Source organism: Limnohabitans sp. JirII-31 (assembly GCF_002778315.1).
In the GTDB taxonomy this organism is placed as follows: Bacteria; Pseudomonadota; Gammaproteobacteria; order Burkholderiales; family Burkholderiaceae_C; genus Limnohabitans.
On record NZ_NESA01000007.1, the window covers coordinates 19,184 to 45,272 of the forward strand.

At 45.2% G+C, this 26,089-nt stretch carries 16 protein-coding genes and 2 pseudogenes; 14 read left to right on the plus strand and 4 right to left on the minus strand.

From position 1 onward, the window contains the following. Window positions 1-3 precede the first annotated feature (3 nt). Genes B9Z41_RS09935 through B9Z41_RS09945 form a run of 3 tightly spaced genes read left to right on the plus strand, consistent with a single transcriptional unit; the run spans window position 4 to window position 4,960 of the window. Window positions 4-765, plus strand: coding sequence for an OmpA family protein (locus B9Z41_RS09935; RefSeq protein ID WP_100146921.1), 762 nt, complete (start codon window positions 4-6; stop codon window positions 763-765). After that, window positions 762-2,126, plus strand: coding sequence for an EH signature domain-containing protein (locus B9Z41_RS09940; RefSeq protein ID WP_100146922.1), 1,365 nt, complete (start codon window positions 762-764; stop codon window positions 2,124-2,126). The genes B9Z41_RS09935 and B9Z41_RS09940 overlap by 4 nt, the downstream gene beginning before the upstream one ends. Next, the gene (locus B9Z41_RS09945; protein ID WP_100146923.1) at window positions 2,123-4,960 is read left to right on the plus strand and encodes a DEAD/DEAH box helicase; all 2,838 of its coding nucleotides are present in this window, start codon (window positions 2,123-2,125) and stop codon (window positions 4,958-4,960) included. The genes B9Z41_RS09940 and B9Z41_RS09945 overlap by 4 nt, the downstream gene beginning before the upstream one ends. Window positions 4,961-5,024: 64 nt before the next feature. Here the strand turns inward: B9Z41_RS09945 and B9Z41_RS09950 are convergent, their stop codons facing one another. Further along, complete coding sequence (locus B9Z41_RS09950; protein WP_100146924.1) at window positions 5,025-5,222, minus strand: hypothetical protein; 198 nt, start codon at window positions 5,220-5,222, stop codon at window positions 5,025-5,027. Between the two features lie 321 nt (window positions 5,223-5,543). Here B9Z41_RS09950 and B9Z41_RS09955 point away from each other — a divergent pair, with 321 nt between their 5' ends. The 11 genes and pseudogenes from B9Z41_RS09955 to dndE all read left to right on the plus strand — a co-directional run bounded on the left by B9Z41_RS09955 (window position 5,544) and on the right by dndE (window position 17,804). Next, entirely contained in the window at window positions 5,544-5,960 is a 417-nt protein-coding gene (locus B9Z41_RS09955) for a helix-turn-helix domain-containing protein (protein ID WP_100146925.1), read from the plus strand. Window positions 5,961-6,135: 175 nt separating this feature from the next. Next, window positions 6,136-7,362: pseudogene (locus B9Z41_RS17220) on the plus strand (VIT domain-containing protein); the annotation flags it as partial. A gap of 1,129 nt (window positions 7,363-8,491) precedes the next feature. Further along, window positions 8,492-8,872 carry a sel1 repeat family protein gene (locus B9Z41_RS09965; protein ID WP_100146927.1) on the plus strand — a complete coding sequence of 127 codons (381 nt, stop codon included), beginning with the start codon at window positions 8,492-8,494 and terminating at the stop codon, window positions 8,870-8,872. Between the two features lie 35 nt (window positions 8,873-8,907). After that, a complete protein-coding gene (locus B9Z41_RS09970; RefSeq protein WP_143474182.1) occupies window positions 8,908-9,186 on the plus strand; it encodes a hypothetical protein in 279 nt (92 codons plus the stop codon). A gap of 64 nt (window positions 9,187-9,250) precedes the next feature. After that, the gene (locus B9Z41_RS09975) at window positions 9,251-9,694 is read left to right on the plus strand and encodes a hypothetical protein (protein ID WP_100146929.1); all 444 of its coding nucleotides are present in this window, start codon (window positions 9,251-9,253) and stop codon (window positions 9,692-9,694) included. Window position 9,695: 1 nt separating this feature from the next. Then, a pseudogene (locus B9Z41_RS09980) lies at window positions 9,696-10,037 on the plus strand (integrase core domain-containing protein); the annotation flags it as partial. A 111-nt stretch (window positions 10,038-10,148) separates the two neighbouring features. Further along, window positions 10,149-12,761 (plus strand): DNA phosphorothioation-associated putative methyltransferase, encoded by a 2,613-nt coding sequence (locus tag B9Z41_RS09985; RefSeq protein ID WP_100146930.1) that lies wholly within the window; start codon window positions 10,149-10,151, stop codon window positions 12,759-12,761. Between the two features lie 83 nt (window positions 12,762-12,844). Next, window positions 12,845-13,942 carry a DNA sulfur modification protein DndB gene (dndB, locus tag B9Z41_RS09990; RefSeq protein ID WP_100146931.1) on the plus strand — a complete coding sequence of 366 codons (1,098 nt, stop codon included), beginning with the start codon at window positions 12,845-12,847 and terminating at the stop codon, window positions 13,940-13,942. A 3-nt stretch (window positions 13,943-13,945) separates the two neighbouring features. After that, window positions 13,946-15,460, plus strand: a complete 1,515-nt coding sequence (gene dndC / locus B9Z41_RS09995) for a DNA phosphorothioation system sulfurtransferase DndC (protein WP_100146932.1) — start codon at window positions 13,946-13,948, stop codon at window positions 15,458-15,460. Further along, a complete protein-coding gene (gene dndD, locus B9Z41_RS10000) occupies window positions 15,457-17,436 on the plus strand; it encodes a DNA sulfur modification protein DndD (protein WP_100146933.1) in 1,980 nt (659 codons plus the stop codon). Before dndC ends, dndD begins: the two co-directional genes overlap by 4 nt. Further along, entirely contained in the window at window positions 17,433-17,804 is a 372-nt protein-coding gene (gene dndE, locus B9Z41_RS10005; RefSeq protein WP_100146934.1) for a DNA sulfur modification protein DndE, read from the plus strand. Before dndD ends, dndE begins: the two co-directional genes overlap by 4 nt. Window positions 17,805-17,824: 20 nt before the next feature. Here dndE and dptH read toward each other — a convergent pair whose 3' ends face one another. From dptH to dptF, 3 genes are read right to left on the minus strand one after another with little or no spacing between them, the layout of a single operon-like run. After that, on the minus strand, window positions 17,825-22,912 hold the full coding sequence (gene dptH / locus B9Z41_RS10010) for a DNA phosphorothioation-dependent restriction protein DptH (RefSeq protein WP_100147082.1): 5,088 nt from the start codon (window positions 22,910-22,912) through the stop codon (window positions 17,825-17,827). Further along, on the minus strand, window positions 22,893-24,206 hold the full coding sequence (gene dptG / locus B9Z41_RS10015) for a DNA phosphorothioation-dependent restriction protein DptG (RefSeq protein WP_100146935.1): 1,314 nt from the start codon (window positions 24,204-24,206) through the stop codon (window positions 22,893-22,895). The genes dptH and dptG overlap by 20 nt, the downstream gene beginning before the upstream one ends. Beyond that, window positions 24,207-25,853, minus strand: a complete 1,647-nt coding sequence (gene dptF / locus B9Z41_RS10020; RefSeq protein WP_100146936.1) for a DNA phosphorothioation-dependent restriction protein DptF — start codon at window positions 25,851-25,853, stop codon at window positions 24,207-24,209. It lies immediately after the preceding gene. Between the last annotated feature and the right edge of the window lie 236 nt (window positions 25,854-26,089).

Sequence of the window (26,089 nt, forward strand, 5' to 3'; positions counted from 1 at the left end):
CGTATGCTTTTTATTCCCTCCTCGGCAAAAACTGATCAAGAAGAAGTTGAAGAAGCTGGCTATCTGGCTTCTGCAAGCGACCTCATGGTTGGTCTTCTATTTGTTTTTATCATCATGGTGGTCATTCTTTCTCAGCGAGTTGAGGAGGCTGAAAACGGAAGTAAAAACAATGACCCACTTGAATCAGCTGTCAGAGCCATCGGCAAAAAAATCCAGCAGTCTGGGGTCCCTGTAGTGATTGATCCTGCATCGGGGGTCATCACACTACCTGCCGACACGCTTTTCCCCAAAGGCCTTGCTGAGCTAAACACAGACGGGGTAGCAGTCCTAGATCGAGCGAAAGTGGCATTGAATGGGATATTGCCTTGCTACATTTACTCCGAACGCAAGAACAGAAGCAATTGCCCATCTAACCCGAACGAAGTTGAGATTGAGACCATCTTCATCGAAGGACACACAGACTCGACACCTCTGCAACGAGGTATTTATACCAACTGGCATCTTGGGCTTGATCGCGCTCATGCGGTCTACGATGTGCTCACAGTAGGTCCAATGCAAAACTTTAAAAATGAGCGTTCACTTGATGTTGTTGGCATAAGTTCTTATGCAGACAAACGGCCCAACAAAGATCAACCGAAAGACGATGCCAAAAATAGACGCGTCGAGCTGCGCTTTGTTCTTGCATTCAAGCCACAACCGAATAAGTCTGCACCAGACACCGGAAGCTTTCAAGATAAGTTTCAGAAAACGATGGGCACCAAATGAGCTTCACCGGCTTTCCAACCGAACTACCTATGATTTCAAAGGCGGTTCTTGGCCTTCTCACCGAGGCTGTTGGACCGCCGCCTGACATGCGATCTTTAGGGCAAAAAACACTCGAAGCATTTTTAAGCAATCCGAATGATTTCGACAGCATTAGAAAACGCGACTGGCGTCACGTTCCTTATGCCATCTGGATTAAAGATGCAGGAGGATTGCTCAACATCCCCGCAGCAATCGATCACTACCTGAATCGAGAATTACCCAAGGCGCTGGACGAAACACGCCGCCCTTTTAAATGGGGACGGCCTTTGGTGTTTATCTACATTGAACAGTACAACCCAAATGATGCGCTGTTCAAAACGATTTCAAAACACACCAAAGATTTCTTCAATTCGCCAAAAGTTAACAACGCCTCCAGCATAGTCGGACTAGCAAGAAGCCTAAATCTCTTTGATGTTAATGAAGGGCCAAGAAAGACTGCTGAAGCAATAGCGACTTCAAGACGAACACTACGCGAGTGGATACAAGTTCACGAGTTGTGGCCGAGCTTTGGAACCAGTCCATTCGCAGAAGCCGCCTTCAATTCCTTCCTGCAATCTGATGAAGATTTTCGACGCAGTGTTGACTTTATAAACACAATTTTCGAGTGGAGCACTACCGATCGAGGCGACCTGCGTTACTCTGCTTCTCGCACAAAATTGGCAGATGCTTTACTCTTGCCATGGCGATTCAAGCAACCTAATGATGCAATCCAAAGCAGACTCATCACCTTTTTGCTGAAACACTATGGTGATCCACGTATTGGCAAGAATCTTTGGCATGGCGTTAGTTCAGAGGCAATCAGAGTTCTGATTGGATGGATCAACGGCAGGACCCTTGAAGCATTCTTTCGCATACTGCAAGAAACTGCAGATAGCATTTGGCAGTACCGTCAGAAATTTTGGACAGCTTATTTCAAAGCTGGACACATTGACGAAGCATGGGTGGCGCTTGGCCCAGATGCTGCAGCAGTTCTAAAACGACTTGACGAAACCAAACAGCTCAAATACGCGAACCTACTTGGCTCGGAGTCATCTCAAAGCATTCTTCTCATTCGAATGGGCCAAATCATTTTTTGCGAATGGAGCCATAACGGTCGACTTCGTGCGCAGCGAATGGACTCGCCTGTTTCACCTGCAATGTACAAGACATACTACGAATCGGAGTCACTTCGATTTCAGTCCTTGGACTTCAACAATGGGATAACGCAAGACCCCGGTCTGGTGCATTTCAGCTCACAAAGCGGCGGCTGGCAAGATCGAGCTCGTCTCTTTATTCAAAAGAATATTGGGATACGCATGACTCAGGCAGAGGTAACTAGATGAACATAACAATTACGAATAATTTCATTAAATTTCAATTGCCACAGTCTTTGGACTTGTGGGCAGGCTCAGCAAATGGTGACAAGCTTGCATTGGCCGCAAGGCTACTTGCTGACTGTGAATTTGCGCAAATCGATTCCTCTGAAACAGTAATTCAACTTCCTGTAAAACTGGTTGCCGCCTGGCCTGAGGCACTCGCTGTCAGCGCTGGGTTGCCGCGAAATTGCCCATTTGGTTGCGACCTGCGCCTATCAAGTGGCCTTGGTCAAACGGGAACAACGCTTTCAGTGCGCTGGTTAAAACCTTCAACATCAGTGCCTTTGAGTCAAGCCCCTGCTATTGATGGCTTAAAGATTTCTCTAGGCACTCACACTTTTAGACTTCAGGAACCATACTTCTCGGTGCTTGAGTTAGTCGAAGAGTTTAATGAAGCGGGAAGAACTGACCCGCAGGAGCAATTCAGAATCTGGGCACAGATTAGAGCTGCGCTAGGTGAAAGTGCCGTCGGGAATGTCACCGACTCTTTTCTACGTATTTTCCGAGTCACCAGCGCTGATTCATTGACTTTTTCATTTACAACGGATGCACATGGAGATTTGCAAATTGATCCTGTGTTGCTCACATCACAATTCAATAGCGATGATGGAACGATGGGAAAGGTTCGCGCACTTCTTGAGTCTGAAGAGGCGACCTTAATTTCACGCCTAGACAATTTGTCTTCAGGAGCAAGTTCGTTTCCTCTCTCAAATGGCACATACGTGGTTGTGGACGAGCGCCTACAGAAGGCGCTTGCGGCAGTCAAAGTGCTGCGAAAAGCATCGCCCGAAGAGCGCAAGCGAGCTGTGCTTCATCCAGAAGCGGTTATCGCTGAAATGATGGGGGAAGACAACGATTCTCAATCGCTCCCTCCTGTTTTCATCGAAACAGAAACCTATTCAGAGCGTGTACTTGATGTCGCTGAATGGGTTGCCCCAATCGTCCCTTGGATAAAAGTTGAAAGTCAGCAATGGCTTCCAGCTGACACATTTGGTTTTCGTATTGGCGGCGCTGAAATTGCACTTACCGAGACAGACCTCGAGGCTGCCATTCATCAGGTGCAAGCTGCAATCGAAAAAAGTGAAAAAACTGCATTGGTCAACGGTCAGAATGTACCTGCAACCGCTGAGACTGTCTCTTCTTTGACGGAGTTGAAGGATGCAATAACGACAAGAAAAGATGCTTCCCTAAAAGGCGAAAAATCCAAAATCTCGAAAAATGTTCTGATCATCCAAACAAACTTTCAAGACTCAGATTTTGTTCACACATCAGTTTCCAGTCGCCCTGGCACTATTGGCCTTCCTGACTCTTTGAAGACCCAGCCTAAGCTGCATCAAGTTGATGGCCTCACCTGGTTGCAGTCGCATTGGACAGCAGGATCTGTAGGCGCCTTACTGGCTGACGATATGGGGTTGGGCAAAACATTCCAAGCATTAGCTTTCTTGGCATGGGTGAAGGAGCAAATGCATGCGGGGCTCATTGAAAAACGACCTATTTTGATCGTCGCACCAGTTGGCCTATTGCGCAACTGGGAAGCAGAACATGCGTTGCACCTTGCAGCACCAGGGCTAGGTGATGTAGTCCGAGCTTACGGTGATCACATCAAATTTTTGAAAAAAGGCTCGCACAAGCAAGGCAATGCTGGTTTGGACTCGGCTCAGCTTAGTACTGCCGATTGGGTGCTTGCAAATTACGAAGCAATCTCGGATTACCAATTGACGTTTGGAGCTATCAAATTTTCCTGCGCAGTCTTCGACGAAGCTCAGAAGATCAAAACGCCCTCTGCCCGAATGACCCATGCGGCCAAAGGATTGAATACTGATTTCGTTTTGGCGATGACTGGCACTCCCGTTGAGAATCGTTTGGCCGATCTCTGGTGCATTTCAGATGTCGTTCAACCCTCTTCGCTTGGATCAATCAAAGAATTTAGTGCCAAGTACGAAGGTGTGGACTCGACCGAGGCGATCAAAGGACTGAGAGAAAGAATCTGGCAGGAAGAATCAGAGATACAAAACAAGCCTCCTCTACTAATGCTTCGTAGGCTAAAAAATGAAAAGCTCAAAGGTTTGCCTGCCAAACACGAACATGTCATTCGAAAAGAGATGCCTGCTGAACAGGCACAAGCCTACAGCCACGCTATTGCACTTAAGCAAATCAAAGGCCCTCAGGGAACTTTGGGAACGATTCAGGCCTTGCGTGCTGTCTCTCTGCACCCAGACCTATACCATGGGACTTCTCAAGACCTCTCTCCAGAGAAATCAGCGCGATTTCTAGTTGCCTTGGATGTATTGGACAAGTGCTTTGAGTTAAACGAAAAGGCTTTGGTTTTTCTAGAATCACTGGAATTGCAGTCAGGCGATCAACTTCCTCTGATTCTTCAACAACGATACAAGCTATCTAAGCTACCACTCGTTATCAATGGTGAAGTCAACACATCAACTAGGCAAGATCGTGTTGATGATTTTCAAAGCCGGGACGGATTTGATGTAATGATTCTTTCTCCTAAGGCGGGCGGAGTAGGCATCACATTAACAGCAGCGAATCATGTGATTCATCTCTCTAGGTGGTGGAACCCTGCGGTTGAAGATCAATGTTCGGATCGAGCATACCGAATCGGACAAACCAAAGATGTTCATATTTACTACCCAATGGCGATCAATCCGAATGACCCAGACAGCAGTTTTGACTTGAAGCTTGATGAATTGATGACGCGAAAACGTGTATTGAGCCAACAGCTACTAGCGCCACCAACTATCACCAAACAAGACTACGAGTCTTTGCTCAACCAAGTCAAGGGCTAGCCTGCATTTGAGGTTGATTTCAAACATAGCCCGGTAGCAACGCTCAGCTGCTGTTGGCTTTTTTTCATTTCAGAACTTCGCGCACCTTCACAGCGAGTTCCATCACCTTTGGGTCGTTGCCAGATTTCGTGATCACCATTTCCAAAACAGATCCAATTGCCGTTTTCATGGTGGGGCTGTATCGCACATCCTTTAGCTTAGCCACTCGTGCGCACTCGTCTTTTGCCAGTTTGATGAGGCCGTTGATCGTTGTTGTGGTCATATTGTTCCTTTCGTCGTTGATTTCGTTTTTTCAGAAGACCACGTTTCCGGCTTGGTCGTCAACTTCTGATCTGCTTCGGCTAGCCACACCTACGGTGTGAATTTCCGACTTTTTTGAGCGGGAATTGATCCCGTCCCGGACGTCCCAAATTCTTCCGCTAGCCAGGCTCACGCCTTGAGCCCAGCCCTATCTACATTGACCCTTATTCAGTCTGCTCCTCTGGTTTGGGTGATGGTTCTGGGTAAAAGTGATCTGATTTATTGCGACAGTTTATTGTGACACTAAGAACTGTTACAATAATTCAAAACACCCCTTCTGAACATGAATACCAAGACATTTACCGCTGACGAGTTGAGCCAGTTGACGGACATCCCGAAGAGGACGATCCGCTACTACATCCAACTTGGATTGGTGGACAGACCGATCGGCGAAACCAAGGCCGCTCATTACGTTGATACCCATCTGGATCAACTCCTGCGGGTAAAGAAACTGACTGAAGCCAAGGTTCCGCTGGAACGGATTCGGCAAGTGATGGATGGGGAAGCTGAAGCCCCCCCAACCAGCACTAGGAAACCAGGCTCGATAGAAGTGAAAACGCACCTCTATGTCATGCCCGGGGTTGAGATACAGATTTCTGCTGAGGAGGCAGGTATGAGTCCAGAACAAATTCGAATGCTGCTCAAAGAAGTGATGGCAGCAACAAAAAGAGTGATGAAAAAAGACGATGGCGAAAGCTGATTGGTGGGCCTAGCGTGATGGGCAGACAGGTGATGCCTTGTAGATGTGAATCCTGTCTGTCGGTGGTACTTGCGGCCCTTAATGATTGAACAAGTACTGCCCCTTTCCAACCGCGAAACGAGGGACGCGGAATCTACATCTCCCCTCAACTAACAACACCAAGCTGGAGCGTTCAATGAAAACAAAGTCAGGTCTCGAAAACGAATATGGCCAAAGCGTTTCCCTCAAATCGGTTCACCTTGAGGGCAAGCTGGAAGGTCTATTGCTCACCATGCTTGTGAAGCAGCGTTACCTGAATGATTCAGAGGAAACGATCGAAGCCTGCTATACCTTTCCAGCAGGATGGGGCGCAAACCTGATGGGCTTCAGTGTGGAGCTCAATGGCAAGCGAATGCAGGCCGTGGCTCTTGCCAAGAAGAAGGCGGAAAAGAAATACGAAGAGGCGATAGACAGCGGTGACACCCCTGTCATGCTGGAGAAGTCTCCTCTTGGCCTATACACAGCTAACCTGGGCAACCTCAAGCCTGGCGAAGAGGCGGTGATCACCATTGAGTACGCCCAACTTTTGCGATTCGAAAAGGGCCGCGTGCGCATCACAGTGCCGACAGTGATTGGTGAACGCTACGGTGATTCAATTGCCGATGGACATATTGCCCCCCATCAAACGGTAGACACCGATCTGTTGGCCGAGTATCCGTTCACGGCAACACTCGACATCCTTGGGCAAATGGCTCATGGCTCCATTGCCTGCCCTAGCCATAGCGTAGACACAGAGCAAATTGAGGGTGGCACCCGTTTGCGGTTGGCCAAAGGCGGAATGATGGATCGAGATTTCATTGTGACCATTGAGGATGTCAAAGGCGAGTCATACGTCTCCGCAAGTGAAGATGACGGAGCCTTTGCCGTGGTCGCCAGCTTTTGCCCCAAGCTCCAAGAAAAGGAGCCCTCTCCTTTTGGACTCAAGATCCTTGTGGATTGCTCCGGCTCGATGCAAGGCGACAGCATTGAACAAGCTCAAGAGGCTATGCACGAATTGATCCTCAGGCTATCTGAACGCGACATGGTTTCGTACAGTAAGTTTGGATCAACCGTGGTGCACACATCCAATCAACTCGAAAAATGCACGCCTCGCTACATCAAGAACGTGCTTGCCAAGGCTGTTCATGAAACAGCGGCTGACTTAGGCGGCACCGAGCTGAATCAAGCACTCTCGTCCACATTCAAGATCAGCTTCGCAAAAGCCTACAGAGAGGGCTGCGATATTCTTCTCATCACAGACGGTGATGTTTGGGAAATCGAAGAGGTCGTGAAGCAAGCAAAGATCAGCAATCACCGAATTTTCGCGATTGGGGTAGGCAGTGCGCCAGCCGAAAGCTTGCTCAAGGATCTGGCAGAGCAAACTGGTGGCGCATGCGAGCTGGTTACCCCATCTGAGAGCATTGCGGAAGCCGTGTTACGTATGACTCAACGCATTCGTTCAGCTCGTACCAGCTCGATTGCCATCGAATGGGGGGGCGAAGTCTTATGGCAATCCAAGCTACCAAAGCAAGTCTTTTCGGACGAAACAATTCACGTGCATGCGCGGGTCAAAGATAAACCCACAGCAACGCCTACGTTGAAGTGGACAGTTGAAGGCGTACCAAGCCAAGATGCTGCTACTTCAATCGACTGGCATACGACTGGTGCCTTACCTCGGATGGTTGCAGGTGCAGAGATCTCCAGCATGAGTGACGAAAAGGCCGCTGAAGAACTGGCATTGAAATATCAACTGGCAAGCAAGTACACCAACCTGATTCTTATCCACGTTCGCGAGGAAGAAGACAAGTCCCTAGGTTTACCAAAGTTACAAAAAATTAAGAAAATGAGTGCAGCTGGTTGGGGGGGATTAGGAACGGTCCAGCAACCACGGGTTATGTACTCAATTTCAGCATGCAGAGTTCTTCGGACAGGAACCGATGGTGTCGCGTTCTCAGCTAGTGCATCGCCTGCTGTATTTAGGACTAATCGCACTGCTGCTGCTTCAAATGTAGATGCATTGGCTTCTGGTGGCATGGATGACTATGAAATTCCTGCCTTTTTGCGAAAGCAACCAGACTCCTCAAATTCGAAACCTGCTTTTGATGATGACAGCTTCACACCTGAGCAGCTCCTCGAGAAGTTCAACGATATGTGCCTCATCACCACAATGTTCAGCGACATCACCTGGGAACTTACTGAGTCGGTGTCTGACGGCTTTGTCTGGAAAGTCCTGTGCGATATCGCCGAGGGCAAAGACAAGATTGAACTACATTGGGCCTGCCTCATCAGATGGCTTGCAAATGAGGTCCCAGGGATCGTCTCTCTGACAAGGCACTCTCAGCGAATAATCAATGCTCAAGTTGCCAGCATTGATGCCGCCACCATTCAAGAGATTGAAGCCAAGTTTGTGAATGCATTCCCAGGTATTACGAAATCATCCTGGGGGCAAACTTCAGCCGCTGAAAAACGCTCACTACTGTCCCGCTTTAAGAAGCTGATGACTGGCGGCTGATATGCGAGGCGAGAGCATCACCCTTTCTCCTCTCTTTCAGTCTGTGCCGGAAGAGATTCAGTGGCATCAGACAGATGCGAATTTGGGATACACCAAGGCACAACACCGCCTTGGACTCCTCTATCTTGAATCTGCAATTGATGCAGGTGAGCTCTATCAAGCCTACAAGTGGCTCTTCATTTCCGTAGCTCTGGGCAACGAAACAGCTAGGTATGACCTCGTCGAAGTCAACACTCGTCTGGACTACGACCAGATCAATGAGGCATATCAACTGGCAGAAGATTGGTTCGAAGAGAAATTCGACGAGGAATTCGAGCGCGATGAAAGCTCGTGGTCGCTAGAGTTGTTGAAGTGGCGCTTTGCACTTCCATTAGTTAATTGAAAGGAAAGGCTGTGTCCTCACAACCAACTGAGATCATGTTCGACAAAGAAGCCATGAAGGCTCGTATGTCAGAAATAATTGAAAAGCTAACTCGTGATCAATGCGAGCACTTCACCTATGCGTTAGAACAGGTAGCGAGTTGCTATCTGAGCTCATCCAGTCACGGGGCATTACTCATTTCCAACGAAACGGAAGAATTTCAGTCATTGGTCGCCATCAATGCAAGCGAGATGCAGATCTCTGAGATGGTTGAATTCATGGCTGAAGCTATGCAAGGACGGCACTCCTCACCCGGTGGCATGTATGTCAATTGATCAGTAATAAACTAATCATCTTCTACCCAGATAACAACCGAACTTTTTGAAGAAGATTTAGCCTATGAGCCGTCAATTCCCAGAGCTTGAAGACATTGAGTATCTGACTGAGTGGGCCGAGCGCAAGATCATTCAAATGGCGAAAGAAGACCAAGCGTCTAATTTTGTAAATGTTGCCGAATTGGCACGCTCATTTGCTTTTTATTTGAACACCATGGAAATGGTTTGGGACTCCTCGCAAAATTGGTTGCGTCGCAGAATTTCAGACACCTACTACGCGCTGAGTGTTATGCGCCGAAACGAAGTGGGTTCGGAAGAATTTAGCCGCTCAGAAGATTTTTTGATTGATACGCTCAAACATATTTCTAGTTACTTCGAAGAAAACGGATGCTCTGATCCAAGTCTCAGCTGTGAAATTGAAATTTCATCAACTGGCGCTCAGAAAATCTGGCGTCCACCTTCAAGCTGGCTACAGCTGCACTCGGAAGATTTAGATGAGCTTGAGTAGTCCTCGATCGTTGGTATCGCCTAACGGTCCTGAGTTCACGAGCCGAGCCTTCATGGCTTGGGCCACAGCACATGGCGTGAGACATATCTTGATTCAACCAGGACGCCTCATGCAAAACGGCTACATCGAGAGCTTCAATGGGAAGTTTCGTGACGAGTGCTTGAACGAGCAATGGTTTGAGACCTTGCAGCAAGCCAGAACGTGCATCGCTGAATGGCGCAGGGACTACAACGAAGTCAGGCCACACAGCAGCTTGGGTCGGATACCACCGGCTCAATTCGCGCAGCAGCATCGGATTAATTCAAATGCTGCTGCAAATACAAACCATCAAGTTTTGGAATAACCTTGGCCCCTCGGACTAACTTCTAAATCAGTGGTACGGCTAGTGGGAGCAGGTCACACACCAGCGGACTAGTTCATCCAAATGCAAAATTAGCCTCAGGATCTTGAACTCATGAACCAATCAGCCGGAACGCAGAAAATTGGAAAACGGATCCTAGATGAAATTTATGTGCACCGCGATGCTGTTCATCTAATTGAATCCCCTACCTTTCATGAGTTATTAGAGAACACACTTGCACTAGCCACTGATGATCAAACGCTGAGGTTCAATGTCATTAAAGTGAACGAAAAAAAACAGAGAGTCTCACTACTTCACTACTTAGATTTTGATCAAGATCTATTTCCCACATTGCAAGAGTCGTGGTCTTACTCTCATGAACGAAAGGTCATCACGTACCGAGACTTCTCTAAGTCGTTCAATCCACCAATACTCCACAGGAAAGAGCTACTAGTTGGCCATTTGCATAGTTCATTTGAAAAGTGGTCACAACTAACTGCGCAGGCCGAATCAATTGGTCTTTTTGATACGCCCAATATCATTGGCTTCAAAGAAAACTGGACAAAATTAATTTTTGAAAAAGGTTTCAAACTCGAAGCAGGCAACTTTCTGCCATTAGGCAACGATGATGTAGATACAGCTGACCTAACAAAGTTCAATTCTGAAATCGGAATACAGAGACACTTAACCGCACTTAACAGGACGAATCTTTCAGCACCAATTCAACTATTGATCCGCCTAGGACTATTGAACATGGAAACTGTGGCATTTGACTACGGATGTGGGCGTGGCGATGACATTGCTGGGTTGAATGAAATTGGGATTAAATGCACGGGCTGGGATCCACATTACGCCCCAGATAATTCAATCGAAAATGCTGATGTTGTAAACCTTGGTTTCGTTGTCAACGTCATTGAAGATCCAGCGGAGAGAGTAGATGCAATTCATAAAGCATTCACTCTAACAAGGGGGGTTTTAGCAGTTTCAGTAATGCTTCACAGTGCAGAACGCACAGGAAAGCTATACCGCGATGGGTACATCACCAATCGCAATACTTTCCAAAAATATTTTACTCAGGACGAATTTAAGAATTACATCGAACAGATTCTTTCTCGTGAAGCGTTCATGGTCGGGCCCGGCATAGCCCTTGTCTTTGCGACCGAAGACGCTGAGCAAAAGTTTGTTTTTCAACGGCTAAGACGGCGTGATGTCGCAAAGCGACTCATCTATGCAAGACAGCCTATGCTTAGAGTTCGCAAACGCTTTCAATTTCAAGATAAACCGCCAAGACTTACCAAACTCGAACGAGAGTTTCAGCAAGTCAAGCCAGCTCTAGATCAACTTTGGGAGCAATCTCTTGATTTGGGACGCATTCCCGATGTAGAAGAAGTTAACTCGTTAGAAGAGCTTCAAAATCAATGCAGAACCTTTAGTAGAGCAAAGCGCCTCCTTCGAATTCACTATGATTTTTCTCTATTAGAAGCTGCCGCTGTTACACGCTCTGACGAGATTAGATTATTTTTCGCACTTCAAAAATTCTCCAAACGCGCGCCGTACAAGCAACTCGAGCCACGCCTGCAACGCGATGTAAAGTATTTTTTTGGAGATTACAAATCAGCGCAAGCCGCAGGTTTCTCGCTTCTAAAAGAATCTGCCGACACAGAAGAAATTCTCAAAGCTTGCAAAGCAGCTGAATCTAATGGAATTGGATGGCTTGAAGATGAACACTCCCTTCAACTTCATGTTTCTTTAGTCCCAAGACTTCCAGCAATCCTTCGTGTCTACGTCAGCTGCGGACTATTGCTCTGGGACAACATTAGCGACATTGATCTAGTCAAAATTCACATTGAATCAGGAAAGCTAACCTTACTTCAGTATCAAGATTTTGATGTTTCACCAATTCCTCTTTTACTGAAAAGAGTAAAGGTCAATTTGAGGAAACTTGACTATGACTTGTATGAATACGGGTCAGAAAAATATCCATCCCCTCCTCTTTACTTCAAAAGTAGGTATCTGCATGAAGACATGCATGACTACGCATCTCAAGAACAGTTTGAAAATCAGCTCGAAGCACTTATCGCAACAGTAGACGAAGCTGCCTTTCCAAGTCTTAAATCTCTTGAATCAGCATTGAACATGCAACGATTGCTTATCAAGAACTTTGAGCTCATCCCCAGTAACAGCATTCCAGAACTAGATCAACTTTGCGGTCTGAATTTCACATATAGAAACTTTATCCAATGCGGCTCTACTCAAACACGCCTGGGAATTGCCAACCTCCCACTCAAACCAGAGACTTATAACGCCTACAACGACTTAGCGAGGAACGTGATTGACCCGTTGATTGATTACTTCGGAGGAATTCGCCTGACCTACGCTTTTTGCTCCGCAATGCTAGCTAGCAAAATTACTGAACGCATTGCACCAAAGCTTGATCAACATGCTGGACACGAGCTAAATCGTGTTGGCAAACCAATATGTGAACGTCTTGGTGCCGCCGTCGACTTTATCGTTGATGACGAAGACATGGCCGAAGTAGCCCAATGGATAGTTGAGAACACGAACTTTGATCGCATTTATCTATATGGGCGAAACAAACCACTACACGTCAGTTACAGCAAAACACCCGCAAAGCAAGTAACGCTGATGCTTGCATCAGCCTCCGGGCGCTTAACTCCAAGAACTTTGACCAACAACAACAACATCTGCGAACTCATGCCCAAATAACCGTAAGTTTGTACGTTTAATAGACTTGATATGCCGTTGTTTGTATGTAAAATAACAAACAAGGACACAGAATATGCAAACGTATGTCAAACTTTGAGTACACATTTCCATCAATCAGAGGTGTACAAGCAGGCCGAGAGTACTACATCTCAATGTGCCCTCTTCGCCTCATTCCTCGAATTTTCCTGTTTGACGACGAAGAGTTAACACCGGAATTAAGGGCTCAGCGAACTCTAAACAGAAGTCGAATTCCAGAGATGTCACGATACATCCTTGAGAACAAACATGACTACGTTTTTTCTGCCATCACAGCCTCCATCAATGGCGATGTCAGGTTCACGCCAATAGGCAACAAAGCCAGCGACGATCGAATGGGCATTCTTCACGTAGACATGAAGAATCAATTCATCATTAATGATGGCCAACACCGGCGCGCTGCAATTGAACAAGCCATCAAAGAAGATCAATCACTTAGTGATGAAACTATTGCCGTAGTGTTCTTTGTCGACCAAGGCTTATCACGAAGCCAGCAAATGTTTGCTGACTTGAATCGACACGCAATTCGCCCATCCAAATCTCTCGGGCTTCTATACGATCAGAGAAACGATTTGGCCAAAGTCGGAAAACTTGTAGCTCTCAAGTCCGAAGCCTTTAGCGGCATGGTTGAACTCGAGCGAAGCACCCTGTCTGAACGCTCAAGAAAACTGTTTACGCTCAGCGCACTCTGCTCTGCAACTTCAGACTTTCTTGGTCCAAAGGAGTACAAGACACAAGAGGATGCAGCTGACGAAGCAATCAAGTTTTGGGATGAATTGGCAAAGCACATCCCCGAATGGCAACTTGTTCGTAAGTCAAAGATGACTGCTGGAGAAATTCGACGCGATTTTGTGCACTCCCATGGTGTCTTGCTACAAGCGTTTGGGAGGGTTGGCGCAGCACTTAACTCCGGCGAGAAAAGTGACTATACGGCGCTAACAAATTTGAAAAAAATCAACTGGTCTAGAGCCAATGCAAAAGACTGGGAGGGGCGCGTAATGCTCGGAGGCAGGCTGAACAAAGCAACTAACAGCGTAATTTTGGCATCCGCATTTATCAAGAAAACCATCGGCATTGAACTTTCACCCGATGAACGAAAAGCCGATGCCTCCTTCAACAAATCAAGAAAAGCAATGAGAGATTAAAAGATGGCTTCTAACCTTGCCCTAAAAATTACTTCAGCAACAAAAAATATTGCCGAGTTATATCGTGCTGACGAATTGCCCTGGATCGTTGGCTATAGCGGAGGCAAAGACTCCACAACAGTATTGCAGCTTGTTTGGCGGGCAGTTGAATCCATACCGGTAGAAGAGCGCACAAAAAAAATCTATGTGATTTCAACAGACACACTTGTTGAGAATCCAGTAGTCGCTCGATGGGTACAACTATCGCTATCAAAGATTAATGTTGCCTCACAAAAAGGCAAGATGAACATAGAAGCACGACGCTTGGTACCAAAACTAGAGGATAGATTCTGGGTTAACTTGATAGGAAAAGGCTACCCTGCACCTCGTCCAAAATTTAGATGGTGTACTAGCCGCTTAAAGATAAATGCATCTACTGACTTTGTTCGCAATGTAGCTACCGAACGCGGCGAAGCTATTCTTTTCCTCGGCACGCGGTCTGGAGAAAGCCAAGCACGTAAAAAGGTTATGGAGCGACACGAAGGAAGCACACGTGAGCTACTGAGTAGGAACTCAGATCCTCGATTAGATAGGGTTTGGATCTTCCCCCCTATCGCCGATTGGAGCAGCGATGACGTTTGGGAATACTTGATTGAGAATGAAAACGCTTGGGATCACAGCAATATCGAGTTGTTCCATCTCTATAAAGGTGCCACCCCAGATGCAGAGTGCCCATTAGTTGTTGACAGCACAACCCCAAGCTGTGGAGATAGTCGTTTTGGATGCTTTGTCTGCACGATGGTCGATAAAGACAAATCGATGATGGCGATGATTCAAAACGATGAAGACAAGAAGTGGATGATCCCGCTAGCACAACTGCGTGAGAACAAGTTGAGTACATCAGATGATTTCGTAAATCGCGACTTCAGAAGAATGGACCGGACTTTAACGGTTTACCAAAAGAAAGAAGGTCCTGGCCTGATCCATGGGCCATACAAACAGTCTTATCGAGAAGAGCTGTTGCTAGAACTTTTGAAAGCACAGAGTCAAATCAGAAAAGATGCTCCGCATGGTTTGGAAAATTTCGAACTAATCTCACTTGAAGAACTTGAAGAGATTCGGCGAATTTGGGTTGACGAAAAACATGAAATTGAGGATAGCCTTCCTCGGATTTTCAAACTCGCGACAGGAAAGAAATACCCAGCTACTGACTCTGATGAAAAACCACTTTTTTCTAAAGATGACTTAGACATCTTGAAAGAACTTGCATCTAGCGAAGATGACCCTGATGGCATTCACTACCAAATGTTGCGAGAGATGCTTCACACAGAACAAAACTATCGTGGGGCCTATCGGAGGCACGGAATTTTCGAATCACTAGAGAAAACCTTAAAACAGCACGCATTCATAAATGCAGAGGAAGCACTTGAATTTAAGTTGAGTCACACAGACCAAATTTATACCTACTCAGAAATTTCTTCTGAAGATGAGTTGAGTGGCTTAACAGAAATTGACCCCGCAGACGAGATCGTTAAATGATTCTGACAAAACTAACACTTCACAACTTCGGCATTTATGCCGGACGACATGAAATCGATATCACCCCAAAACCAGACCGCCCAATCATCTTGATTGGAGCGTTGAACGGCTCTGGAAAGACGACTCTACTTGAAGGAATTCAGTTTGCATTGTTTGGAAAATTTGCAAAATTTCTAAGCAAAAACAAATCTGCATACCTAGACTTCCTTACAAACTCGGTGAATCGTCGAAACTTGCAAGACTCAGCATCAGTAAGCGTTTCGTTTATTACGAAGCGAAGGGGACGACAACAGCAGTTTGAAGTTGTGAGAACGTGGTCTTTGAAGACTCATGGAGCATCAGCCGATACTGTTCAAGTATTCAAAAATGGAGAGCTTGACTTAGAGCTTTCTGAGCGCTGGCCGGAGCTCTCCGAAACATTTTTCCCCAGCCAACTTTCTGATCTATTCTTCTTCGACGGTGAGCGAATTGAGTCCTTGGCTCAACCTGCACGTTGCAGCGAACTAATTCGAACCGGACTGAATTCATTACTTGGCTTAGACCTTGTCACAGATCTTTCCAAAACACTACAAACCCTTGATCGAAGACTGAAGGTTGAGGGCGTAAGTGAGGAACATAAAGAAAAAATTCTCCGCTTGAACGAAAAAGTCTCGGTTCTTACCGATCAGCAGCAGAACTTAGATCATGAGATGTCTGAAATCCTAGCCAGACTAGGAGATTTGCAATCACATCTAGAAACACTCAGAGCGCAATTAAAACAACAGGGCGGCGATCTTTACGAGCAACGAGACTTGTTAGTTCAACGTCAAAGCGAGCTACTTTCCCTTGTTGCAAGCAAACGCTCAGAGCTAACAGAACTTGCATCTTCGAACCTACCTCTTACTTTACTTGAGGGGATGGTCAAACAATTAGAGGCACTAGCTAGAAATGGCCTCACTCTCGATCAAAAAGAAGTTGTTCAAGACGCGCTTTCATCATTTAGCTCTAGCGTTATTGGTGAACTTTCTGGGCGCTCGGAATTTACTGAATCACAAGTTGAATTTCTAAGAAAGATTCATTCAACTTTGATGGAAATCCAAAAGGATGATGACTCTAGGCCTGAAATCAACTTTTCTAAAGAAAGTATTTTTAGAGCTAGAACTGAAGGTACTCACAATCGCTCAATCGCCTTAAAGCAGTTGCTTGAGTTGGGAAAATTTCAAACCGAACTCGATCAAATTGATCGTCAACTTCTTGCAGTCCCAGATGCTGTCAAGCTTGAACCTCTCTTCATTGAAATTAAATCCACAGAAGATGACATCAGATCTCATGAAACAAAGCGAGATGGGTTGCAAGACCAGATTGAACGCGTTAAACGAGACCTTGAATCATCAACCAAGCAATTCAATACTGCCTCAGACGAAGTTCGAAAAAATGAAGCCGATGAAAAACAGCTGATCAAAATGCACGAACAACTTGTTCGTGGTCGTGAAGTACTAGCCAATTTTGAGGAAAAGATTAGGAACAAACACATTGCGAATTTGGAAAAACTGATCCGTGAAGGCTTTGAAATTTTGCTGAGAAAAAAATCGTTTGTTAGCTCAATTTCAATCTGCCCAGACACCTTCATGTTGACGATAAAAATCGTAGGCGAAGGCGCGGTTCCCGCCTCAAAATTATCGGCAGGAGAACGACAACTACTGGCCGTTGCAGTCCTGTGGGCACTTGCACAAGCCTCCGGTCGGAAGTTACCAACCGTAATTGACACACCTCTTGGCCGACTAGACAGCAGCCATCGCAAATCATTTGTACAAAACTACTTCCCTTACGCTGGAGAACAAGTCATCTTGCTATCTACAGACGAAGAGATCGTCGGTTCATATCACCGGTCACTGAAGAAACACACCTCACATCAGTACTTAATTGAATACGATGACAAAAAACAGTCTTCAGAAATTGTTAAGGGCTATTTCGAATACTCGAAGGAGGCTGCATGATTGATACCGTCCGCGTTTCTGAAAAAGGGAAAATTCAACTAATCACGCTCAAACGAAGAACTGGCATTCAGAACTGGAATACTTTGTGCCGTTGGGCGCTATGTATTTCGTTGAATGAGAATTCAGAGCCTCCAAATGAAGATATTCCATCAGACAGTTCAATTGAAATGACCTGGAAAACTTTCACCGGAGGAGATGAGGAAATCTATCTAGCCCTAATCAAGCTGAGAGCACACAATGCAGGAATTTCTCTTAGCAAAGAGTCCCTGACACGATATTTCCGGTTGCATTTGCATCGCGGCATTTCCTACATGTCAGGGAATCCAAAGCTGCTTAAAGTTGAAGATCTAATTAGGCTTGCAGCCTAGAAGAAGCGGGGGCTCTTCTATTAGAGCTCCCAAAACGCCTTGTCGCGCATTTTGCGAACATGCTTATCACCGTCGATGTAAAGACTGTAGTGCTTATCAAGTCGGCGGATTGTTTCCATCAAGCCTTCTTGCTCAGCCTTGTCATCCTTGTTGAAAATCGCCTTAATGTCGGCGTTTTTAATTTCGGCAACACGGTGAACAACCCACGTCAGGATGTAAGAAGCGTAGTTATTTTCTCCGGTCTTAAAGTGCGTTATATCTTGAGTTGAAAGAATCACCCCAACACCATACTCACGCCCTTCTTTCAAGATTTTCCTCAGACTCTGAAAGTCTTCTTTCATGAAGTTATCGGCTTCATCAACCAATATCATTTTAGTTATCTGACGGAAATCACCTTTAACAGTGGGCTTTCCTCTTTTTTGCATCTGGGAATAGAACAGATCAAGAGTTAGAGCAACTACTAAATTTTGAATCTGCGGTGAGTACCCCGCTAATTCGATCACCGTTACGTCGTCGAGCATGTCGTAAAGCGATTTAACCTGCTGTGCGTTCGGTTCGAAAATTTGATATGACACCAAGCTGTCCAGTGCCGCATACAAAGAGTCTTCTTCAACCTTATCTTGCTTAAGAAATAAATCCCAAACTGTAGCCAGCGTTGGAGCAGGAAGCTTCCATGTGGAACTGTCTGCTTGAACAATACCCGCGCCCTCGTATGCATCAAGAATCAGTTTTCTCAAGCGAAGTTGTTGCTTCTGACCAAGGCCAAATGCTTTAGCCATCGTTTCGGTAAAACCTGTGGCGATGTGCAATGGCAACATTGGCATGTCGCCATACAAGCTCAATGGGTTGTATGGAAGTCGATGAAGCTTTAAACGGTTAGCCTTCGTTGCACTACAAAAAGCGTCATCTACGTAGTCTGACTTGTAATCAAAAATCAACAATCCAATCGGAGCTCCATTCACATTTGAAGCCTTATTCCGCATCAACTGAGTTACCAATGACTTTGTGAATTGGGTCTTACCAGTTCCCATGGTCCCAATAATTCCAGTATTGGTATTCATGAACTTTGCTGTATTAGTTGGCTCCCAATACAGCGGTTGATTTCTGGCTGAATCATGTCCAATAAGGACCTGAAGTGGGCCCGCCTCTTCCAAAGCTTGGATAACAGGCTTACTCAAAGCTTCAACTACAGGAACTACTGGATTTTGAGACTCTTTAATAGGCTGTTCAGTGCGCACCTCTACAGCAGGAGGTTCACTTGATTCAGCTTTTGCAACAGGTTGCTTAGCCTGCAACTTTCCAAGCAACAAGTCCTCAGGAACATTACAAGTTTTAACAAGGTTGGAAAGTGCCTCGCCTGAATCTGCACTGATCAGGTCGGGTAGCAAGCCGTATGGCAGCTGGATCTGAATCAAGCTTTCTTTACGTTCGTAGACTGGAGAGAAAAACGTACTGGATTCAATATGCGCCAGAACGATTCCCTCTGCAAAATCGGACACAGAACCCAACTGATAGTCACCTTGTTGCCACCACTCTCGTCTATCAAGCAATTGATGAAGTCGTGTTTCATCCAAGACCTGATATAGCTTGAATTTTTCGACCTGCATCAGGACTTGACGAATAAATAGTGATCGATAGAGGCGTGAGGCAAGCGTGTCTGGACCGAGTACCTCTTCCTTCAGATAACGGCCTAACTCAAGCGCTTGCTGTCCAGCATAGCCAAAGTCAGGTCGCGAACCAGTTTTCACCTCTAAGGGAAGCAAATACAGTCTATCGTCTTTAAATCCTACAAAAAGTACATCATCAGAAATTGCCCCCTTTCTGTAGCCATGAACTGCACGGGAAAACTCGCTATCGCTCATTTTCAAACCGATGTTGCCCGATACGCGAATCATCTCCGCTACAGATAAAGGAACCCAACTGATATCAGAGTCACGAAGCATTGCACTGACAAACTTGTAAGCGCCAATGATTCCGTGCTTCTCTTTACGTTCAGTAGCCTGAGCTGTCAACATTTTCAACAGCCATTCACCATTGAAGGCATTGAACTCAGAAAGTAGTCTCTCAGTTGTGACACGACTATCTTTGTTTAGTAGATGTTCAAACAGATCGACCTGCTTAGTCACTGTAATTGCGTCATATCCAGAACTGCTTGTGTACTGGTCAGAGTAATGGATCAACACAACATCTTTTTGAGCCGTGAAGAAATCCAAAGTAACTTTTGGATCGATGATTGTTGTCCAGAGGGCACTGTCATAGGACCTAGTTAAAAGCTCTTTGAAATCAGAGCTAACAGCCAATCCAATTCCTAACCCATGGTACTGAGCGTTTGGAAGAATAGACGGTCCCCACAGAGATCCTATTGATTGCGCTAATCTAAGCGGTTGATTAGCCTCAACATCTACCTTTCTCAATCCGAATGATGTGAAGTAAGAGTCGCCCTGAGTTTCAGCCGCCTCACCTGATATCAAACCATTGCATAAAACGCCACTCAATGACTCACGTATTTTTACGTTAATGCACTCAACGGGCGCATTATTTCTAAAAAACGCCAGATGGGCATACTTCAGGCTTTGACCTTGATGAGGCGTTTCAAATTTACTGTAAGTGAGTCGACCGCGAATCAAATCGATCAAAAGGTCAGACTCAGCTCGGTAGTCACTCGAATTCAGTTCTAGCCAAACTTTCAGCTCGCTAAGTTTTCCTGATTCAGCAAACTTGTCGAAGTCGTTCTGCTGCAATCTATCGTCATAAAGATTCACATGTATTGGAATTGACTTCTCTTTATGCTTTTTGAAGTGATCAATCACCCCAAGGAACAATTCTTCTGCTTGCCCTTGGTGAATGGCATTGATGATCAGCGGCCCCGTGTTGCCAGCAGAAAAGATTCGCGAATAAGCATAAATGAACTCTGAAAGTTTGTCCTTCACCAAGCGACGAACAAAACTATGGCTTACATCTTTTTGAGGAATGATGTCGAGCCAGAACCTGTTGTCACGTACGGGTGACAAATAAGCATAACCGTGTACCGCGTGTGGCACAAATGGCATCAATCCAGACGCAACTAATCTATTAAGCGTAACGTCTGGCAGTTCTGAAAAGGAGAAACTATCTGAAGATTTTTTCTCTTTTTCAATTGATGACACTAAATCCAAGTGATAAGAGAGGACGAGCGGATGGATAGGCATAAGACGCTCTTTTCCATCACGTCGATGCAATCCAATTCGCATCAACATTTTTTGCTCAGTCGTCAGTACGCGATCGATCTCAATCGCATTAATCACATCTTCATAAGCATTCAACACGTCACCGACAAGCCCACGATACTCCGGCCCCCAAGCTACTAGACTAGGAAGCGTTTTGTACTTGGTGTAGTAATCAAACAAAGCCTTGTAAGACTGATACACATCAGGATGAGTTGCCAGAAGCGATTCAAGTCCAAGATCCTTATCACTATCATTAACAGCCAGCAGACCTTTGGCAACCAAGTCGGCCTCATAGTCCAACAACTGTTGGCGAACTCCAATAACAGTGTGCTCTGCATTTTCAAAAACAATTCGATGCTTGCTCCTCGAATACTCGGCATTCGCTTCATCATTAAATAATTTGATGACTCGCTCTTTTTCAAAGAGCAGTGGAACGCTAATAGTTTCCTGAGCGCTTGGCCCTTCGATGTTTATTTTTAATCGATGCTGACCAGAAAGAATGATGAACTGAATCAGTTCATTTTTAGTCGCCTGCTCTTCAAAATCAACAAGCGCAAACTTAGAGCAATCAATTTCACTTCGATCCTCTTGCAACTTAAACTCGAGGTCGCCTAGGCTTGCTATACGGAAGTAATTTTCCTCAACCTGAAGAGTCACCTGCTCTTTTGCAGGCTCAACTCTGAAGCAATTTTTTGCCTCTTCCAAGTGGAAGGTGTCTTGGTGGACGAGCAAGCATCTAAATTTGTACTCTTCAGATGTGTTCTCCCTTTTAAGCTCAACACTAAAAAACGTTGGGCTCCCAGAAAATGGGACCGCTAGTCGAACCCTAGAGTTTTTACCTCCCATGCGACTAACTGAAGGAGTCAGGGTTTGCTGAAGAAATTTGTTGTGGCGCAGAACGACTTGATTGTCTTGAAGGTCATTTCCTTGAAAGACAAACTCTAAATTAGCCAATACTTCGCCAGGAGGCACTTGAATGAGAACGCTCTGCTCTTTCTGGCCAGCCTTCGTGCCACTCTTAGCACGAGTAAATGAGCTGCCAGTTGAGATATCAATTCGATCAAATTGAAGACCTTGTGCTTTGTTACTCTCTTGTGCACTAAGGTAATCTTCAAAGGGAAGACTTTGCCAGTCTTTTCTGTCGTAGAAATGTTCTTGAATAAACTTTGGACTGAACTTGGGCAGTACAGTTTCAAGAATGTCACCGTAATGCTCTACCTGCTCTTCGATATGACGGCGAAGCTGTCTATTTGCATCAATTCGATTACGCACTTGATTGGGCTGCCCACCAAGCGTTAAGAGAATTGGATCTTTAAACAGACTCAATTCGGCGAAATTTAGTTGCCCGCTCTCTAGCGAGTGGAACAGTGGTTTGAAGCCAAAAACTGTGGCACCTTCTTCCACAATGATGTCAAGCTGATCATCAAGAAGGCACTTAAAAAGTGAAGCAGTTCCACTACCAGGTGGAATTAATGCTTTAAGTTTTTCTGAGAATGTTGCGGGGTGCCAAATTGCATCTCTTGTCGCAACGTCCATGGCGCTATTAATCAGCGTATCCAACATGCTGTTGTGAATAATGAACAAGGCCGCCGATGAAAAAGCATCATTTCGGCTGGCAATTTGATCACGCAAGTGAGAGATGTAATTTTCAGTAAACCCATTTCCATCTTCATGATGAAGCACAGGAATCAGCTTTGTCCCATTGCATTCAACATATGGATGCTGATGCTCACGGTAGGTAATAGTCTCCCCCCCCGAATGCTGGAGGAAAGCCTCGTAAAGAAGGCTTGAGTTATCGACATCAGGAGACTTGAACTGATAGCGAAAACCTGGCTGTATAGCCTCACTGGCCCATTTGATCAAACAATTGGCAAGAAATTTTTCAAACTGTTTTGAGGACATAAACCGCATCTCCGCTATCACTCATACGCTCAACATTCCCCATGCGTTCGTAAAACGCGACCAAGGCTTGCTTCGTTTGGTTATCCACATAAAAACCTCGCTGCTCAAATTCAATAAGCAACTCATGCAACCTTAGTTTTGGTCTTACACCTATGGCCAAATTAGTCATCAGGAGCAAATAGTCTTGGTTAAGTACAAGTACGCGACCTGATCGCCCCCTAGACTGGATGAAGTCAGTACAGATTTTGTCTTCGAGCTCTTTGACATACTTCTTGTTAACACTCGCTCTTTCAGTTTTGGAGTCTTCAAACTGCTCGATAGCGACTTCTTCCATTTGTCTAAAGACTTGCTCAATAGTTTCAGGGCTCGTCCGGGCTTTTAGTCGACGGTCTGCAGTGAAGTCTTCAACGTATTTTTTCAATTTAACGAAAACATCATCCTTTTCTGCTGAGTTTTCAACATCAGAATAGATTTGCCACAGTGGTCTTTTCTTATCTCCAACCTGCAACACCTCAAGCGCAGACAAGACAGGAAAGAGAAACACGCTCATTGCTGCAAATTTTTTGTACCCATCATGCTGAATCTTGTAACGCTCAAGACTTGCCTTCTCTGTGTCCAAAATGAAATAGAGAGGCTTGCTTTTGGGTTCACCATCACGCCAAGTTCTGACATTCAATGCCAACTGAGAACAATACGAGAACGCATAAAGCTTCAATGTATTACCAAACTCTTGAAGTAAATAGTTTGGATGAGCCGCAAGGAAATGCATGTCTCTCTGAAATGCTTCAGCAAGATAAGGTAAATAAGGCTGCTCTTCACCGAATGGATTCTGAGTCAGAGGCTCAATCTTCTCCTTGAGAACATCAAGCATCTCTTGCTCGATAAAGTTCAATCTATCTTGAGGTGGCGTTGGAATTGAAAACTTTGCCAACAAGCTCGTAAATAGTGTTCCCAATCTCCAATTCGCAGGGCCCAACTTGCTTTTTCCCATGTTTGCGAACTGAGCATTGAATAAAAGAAACAGCGGAGAAAATTTGAAAATATCTTGATTCTCAAAGTAAATGCGATCGAGCACATCCCAAAATTCAGGAGATTCGAGGGACGAGAGTAAGCGACGTTTGCAGTCCTCACGGAACGCTTCAAACTCATACCTACTTACTTGACTTTTGAACGCATGACTCAAGACAAGGCCTGTGACCTTGTCCCAGTCAAATTCGTTACCTTTGTTACGCAAAGGAAAGTAACTATCCAACAGGTTATTGCGGACTTTGAGCTCACTTGAAATCGGAAACATTTACGCCCCCTCGCTAACGACGATCATTCCGTCATCTTGTCTTGCGGTGTAACGCACATCGCCGTCATAGAACTTCAAGGTCATACTTGATTTCGCCATATCAGTCACTTGCTCAACAATTTCATCAAGCAACACAATTGCATTCTTGTCGTACTTGTTGGGTCGATATCCATCTTTTAATTTTTGGAGAAGTTCAAATAAATTCAAATTAATTGCAATTGGTTTTATAGATTGATCGCCCACTTTTAGATATGCCATGAAATGTGAGCTGGTGATGTGTGCTTTTTTATGAATTGCTTCGTAATCGGGCTTCAGTTCAACAGGGGCCGTCAACTTGACTTTGCCAAACGAACTAAGAAAGAGCTCGCCTTGAACATTTAGCAACTCAGGGGCATTCCTGTTTGCATATCTTTGAATTCCATGGATGAGATCAAGTGAATAAAACTTACGAAGCTCTTTCTTCTTGTCTGCGCTGTTGTCAAACTCGTTATGAAGTCGCCAAACTTGTGCGTAACTTTCCAAGAGTTCTTCTTCAAAAATAGATTTGAAATCGTGATGGAAATTGTTGCTAAATTCTTCATTTCTCATCAAACTAAAGAAACGAATCAATGAAGCCGCACTTCCTTGTTTAATGTTGCTCCTGTCTACAAACATGCCCTCGTAAGCCATTGCATCTAGGAATGCATTCAATCTTTCGTCAGGCAGTGAAAGCTCGTATTTCAAAACAAACTGATCAAGCTCTCTTGTGTGAATTTTGACGGGATCAAATTCAGTTAGACGAGCGACAAGTTCGTTGTCATCTCCGATGAACAAGTTGTCAAAGAGATATCCAGGCCCAACTAAAAGATGATGAATTAAGTCCAATAGCGCCCGAGTTGTAATGAATTGATCTTTGATCAATCTCGCTTTGAACAGTTGAGTGATGATGAGCTCTTGAACACTTTCAAGTGATAGCAATTTGTAATTTGCGACTACTCTTTGATCACCCCGACGCATCTCAGCATCTTTCTTTGCGACAAGAAAAAAAGGATTTGCTAGATCGGCACTAGTTAGCTTTTTCAAAAGCGTGCGAGCAAAGGCTGAGTAAGAACCACCTTCTTTTTGGAAGTTGAATCTCGCGTATTGTTCAAAGTCAAGGTAGTAGACGTTTCCGTCAGGAATAGGACGCAGGTTTTTGTTTAACTGACCGCTTAGGAAACGATCAATGGATTCTTTTATCTCTTGGTGACGCGCATCCCCCTCATTGGAGTAGTTTGCAAGCATCCCGATGTTGATTCCCAGAACTAGAGGCTTAGAACCTCGCTTGTGGTCATCAAACTTCTCATCAAGGGCCTGAATAGCTGATTGATGAGGCGCAAAGCTATGGGTTGCATCTAGATGAAAGTCAAACTTTTGCTGATATTCGCTAAAGCATCTCGTCAAAATTTCAGACTTCCCATCGCCACTGCTTCCACACAGAAAGACAATTTTTTGCCCTTCAAGCGAGGCGAGAAGCTTCCTCAGATCCGTCTCGATGTCTTGCTGAACAAACAGCCAAGCTTTCATGTCATCGAGTTCGTCCTTTTTACGGGTAGAAACTGTCGTTACTGAAAATGGGGAGGATTTGGCAAGTACGCCAAGGGCTTTTGTGAGGGTAATTGTGCTCATGGCTTTGGCATTGACTTTGCTTATTGAGCAATTCTATAGAGGAGGCTTCAACAGCCTTAAAAGTGACATTACTTCGACTCAGGTTCGCTCTTTTCGACCGCAACCTTCCAAAAACGCCCAGCCCCGAATCAGGCATGAAGGCCAGTCACTGAATTAACTCTTTCGTAATACTTCATGCCATAAGAATATCAGACCAAAAGCTCATTAGATGAGCCCAACAATAAAAGCTCAATTCC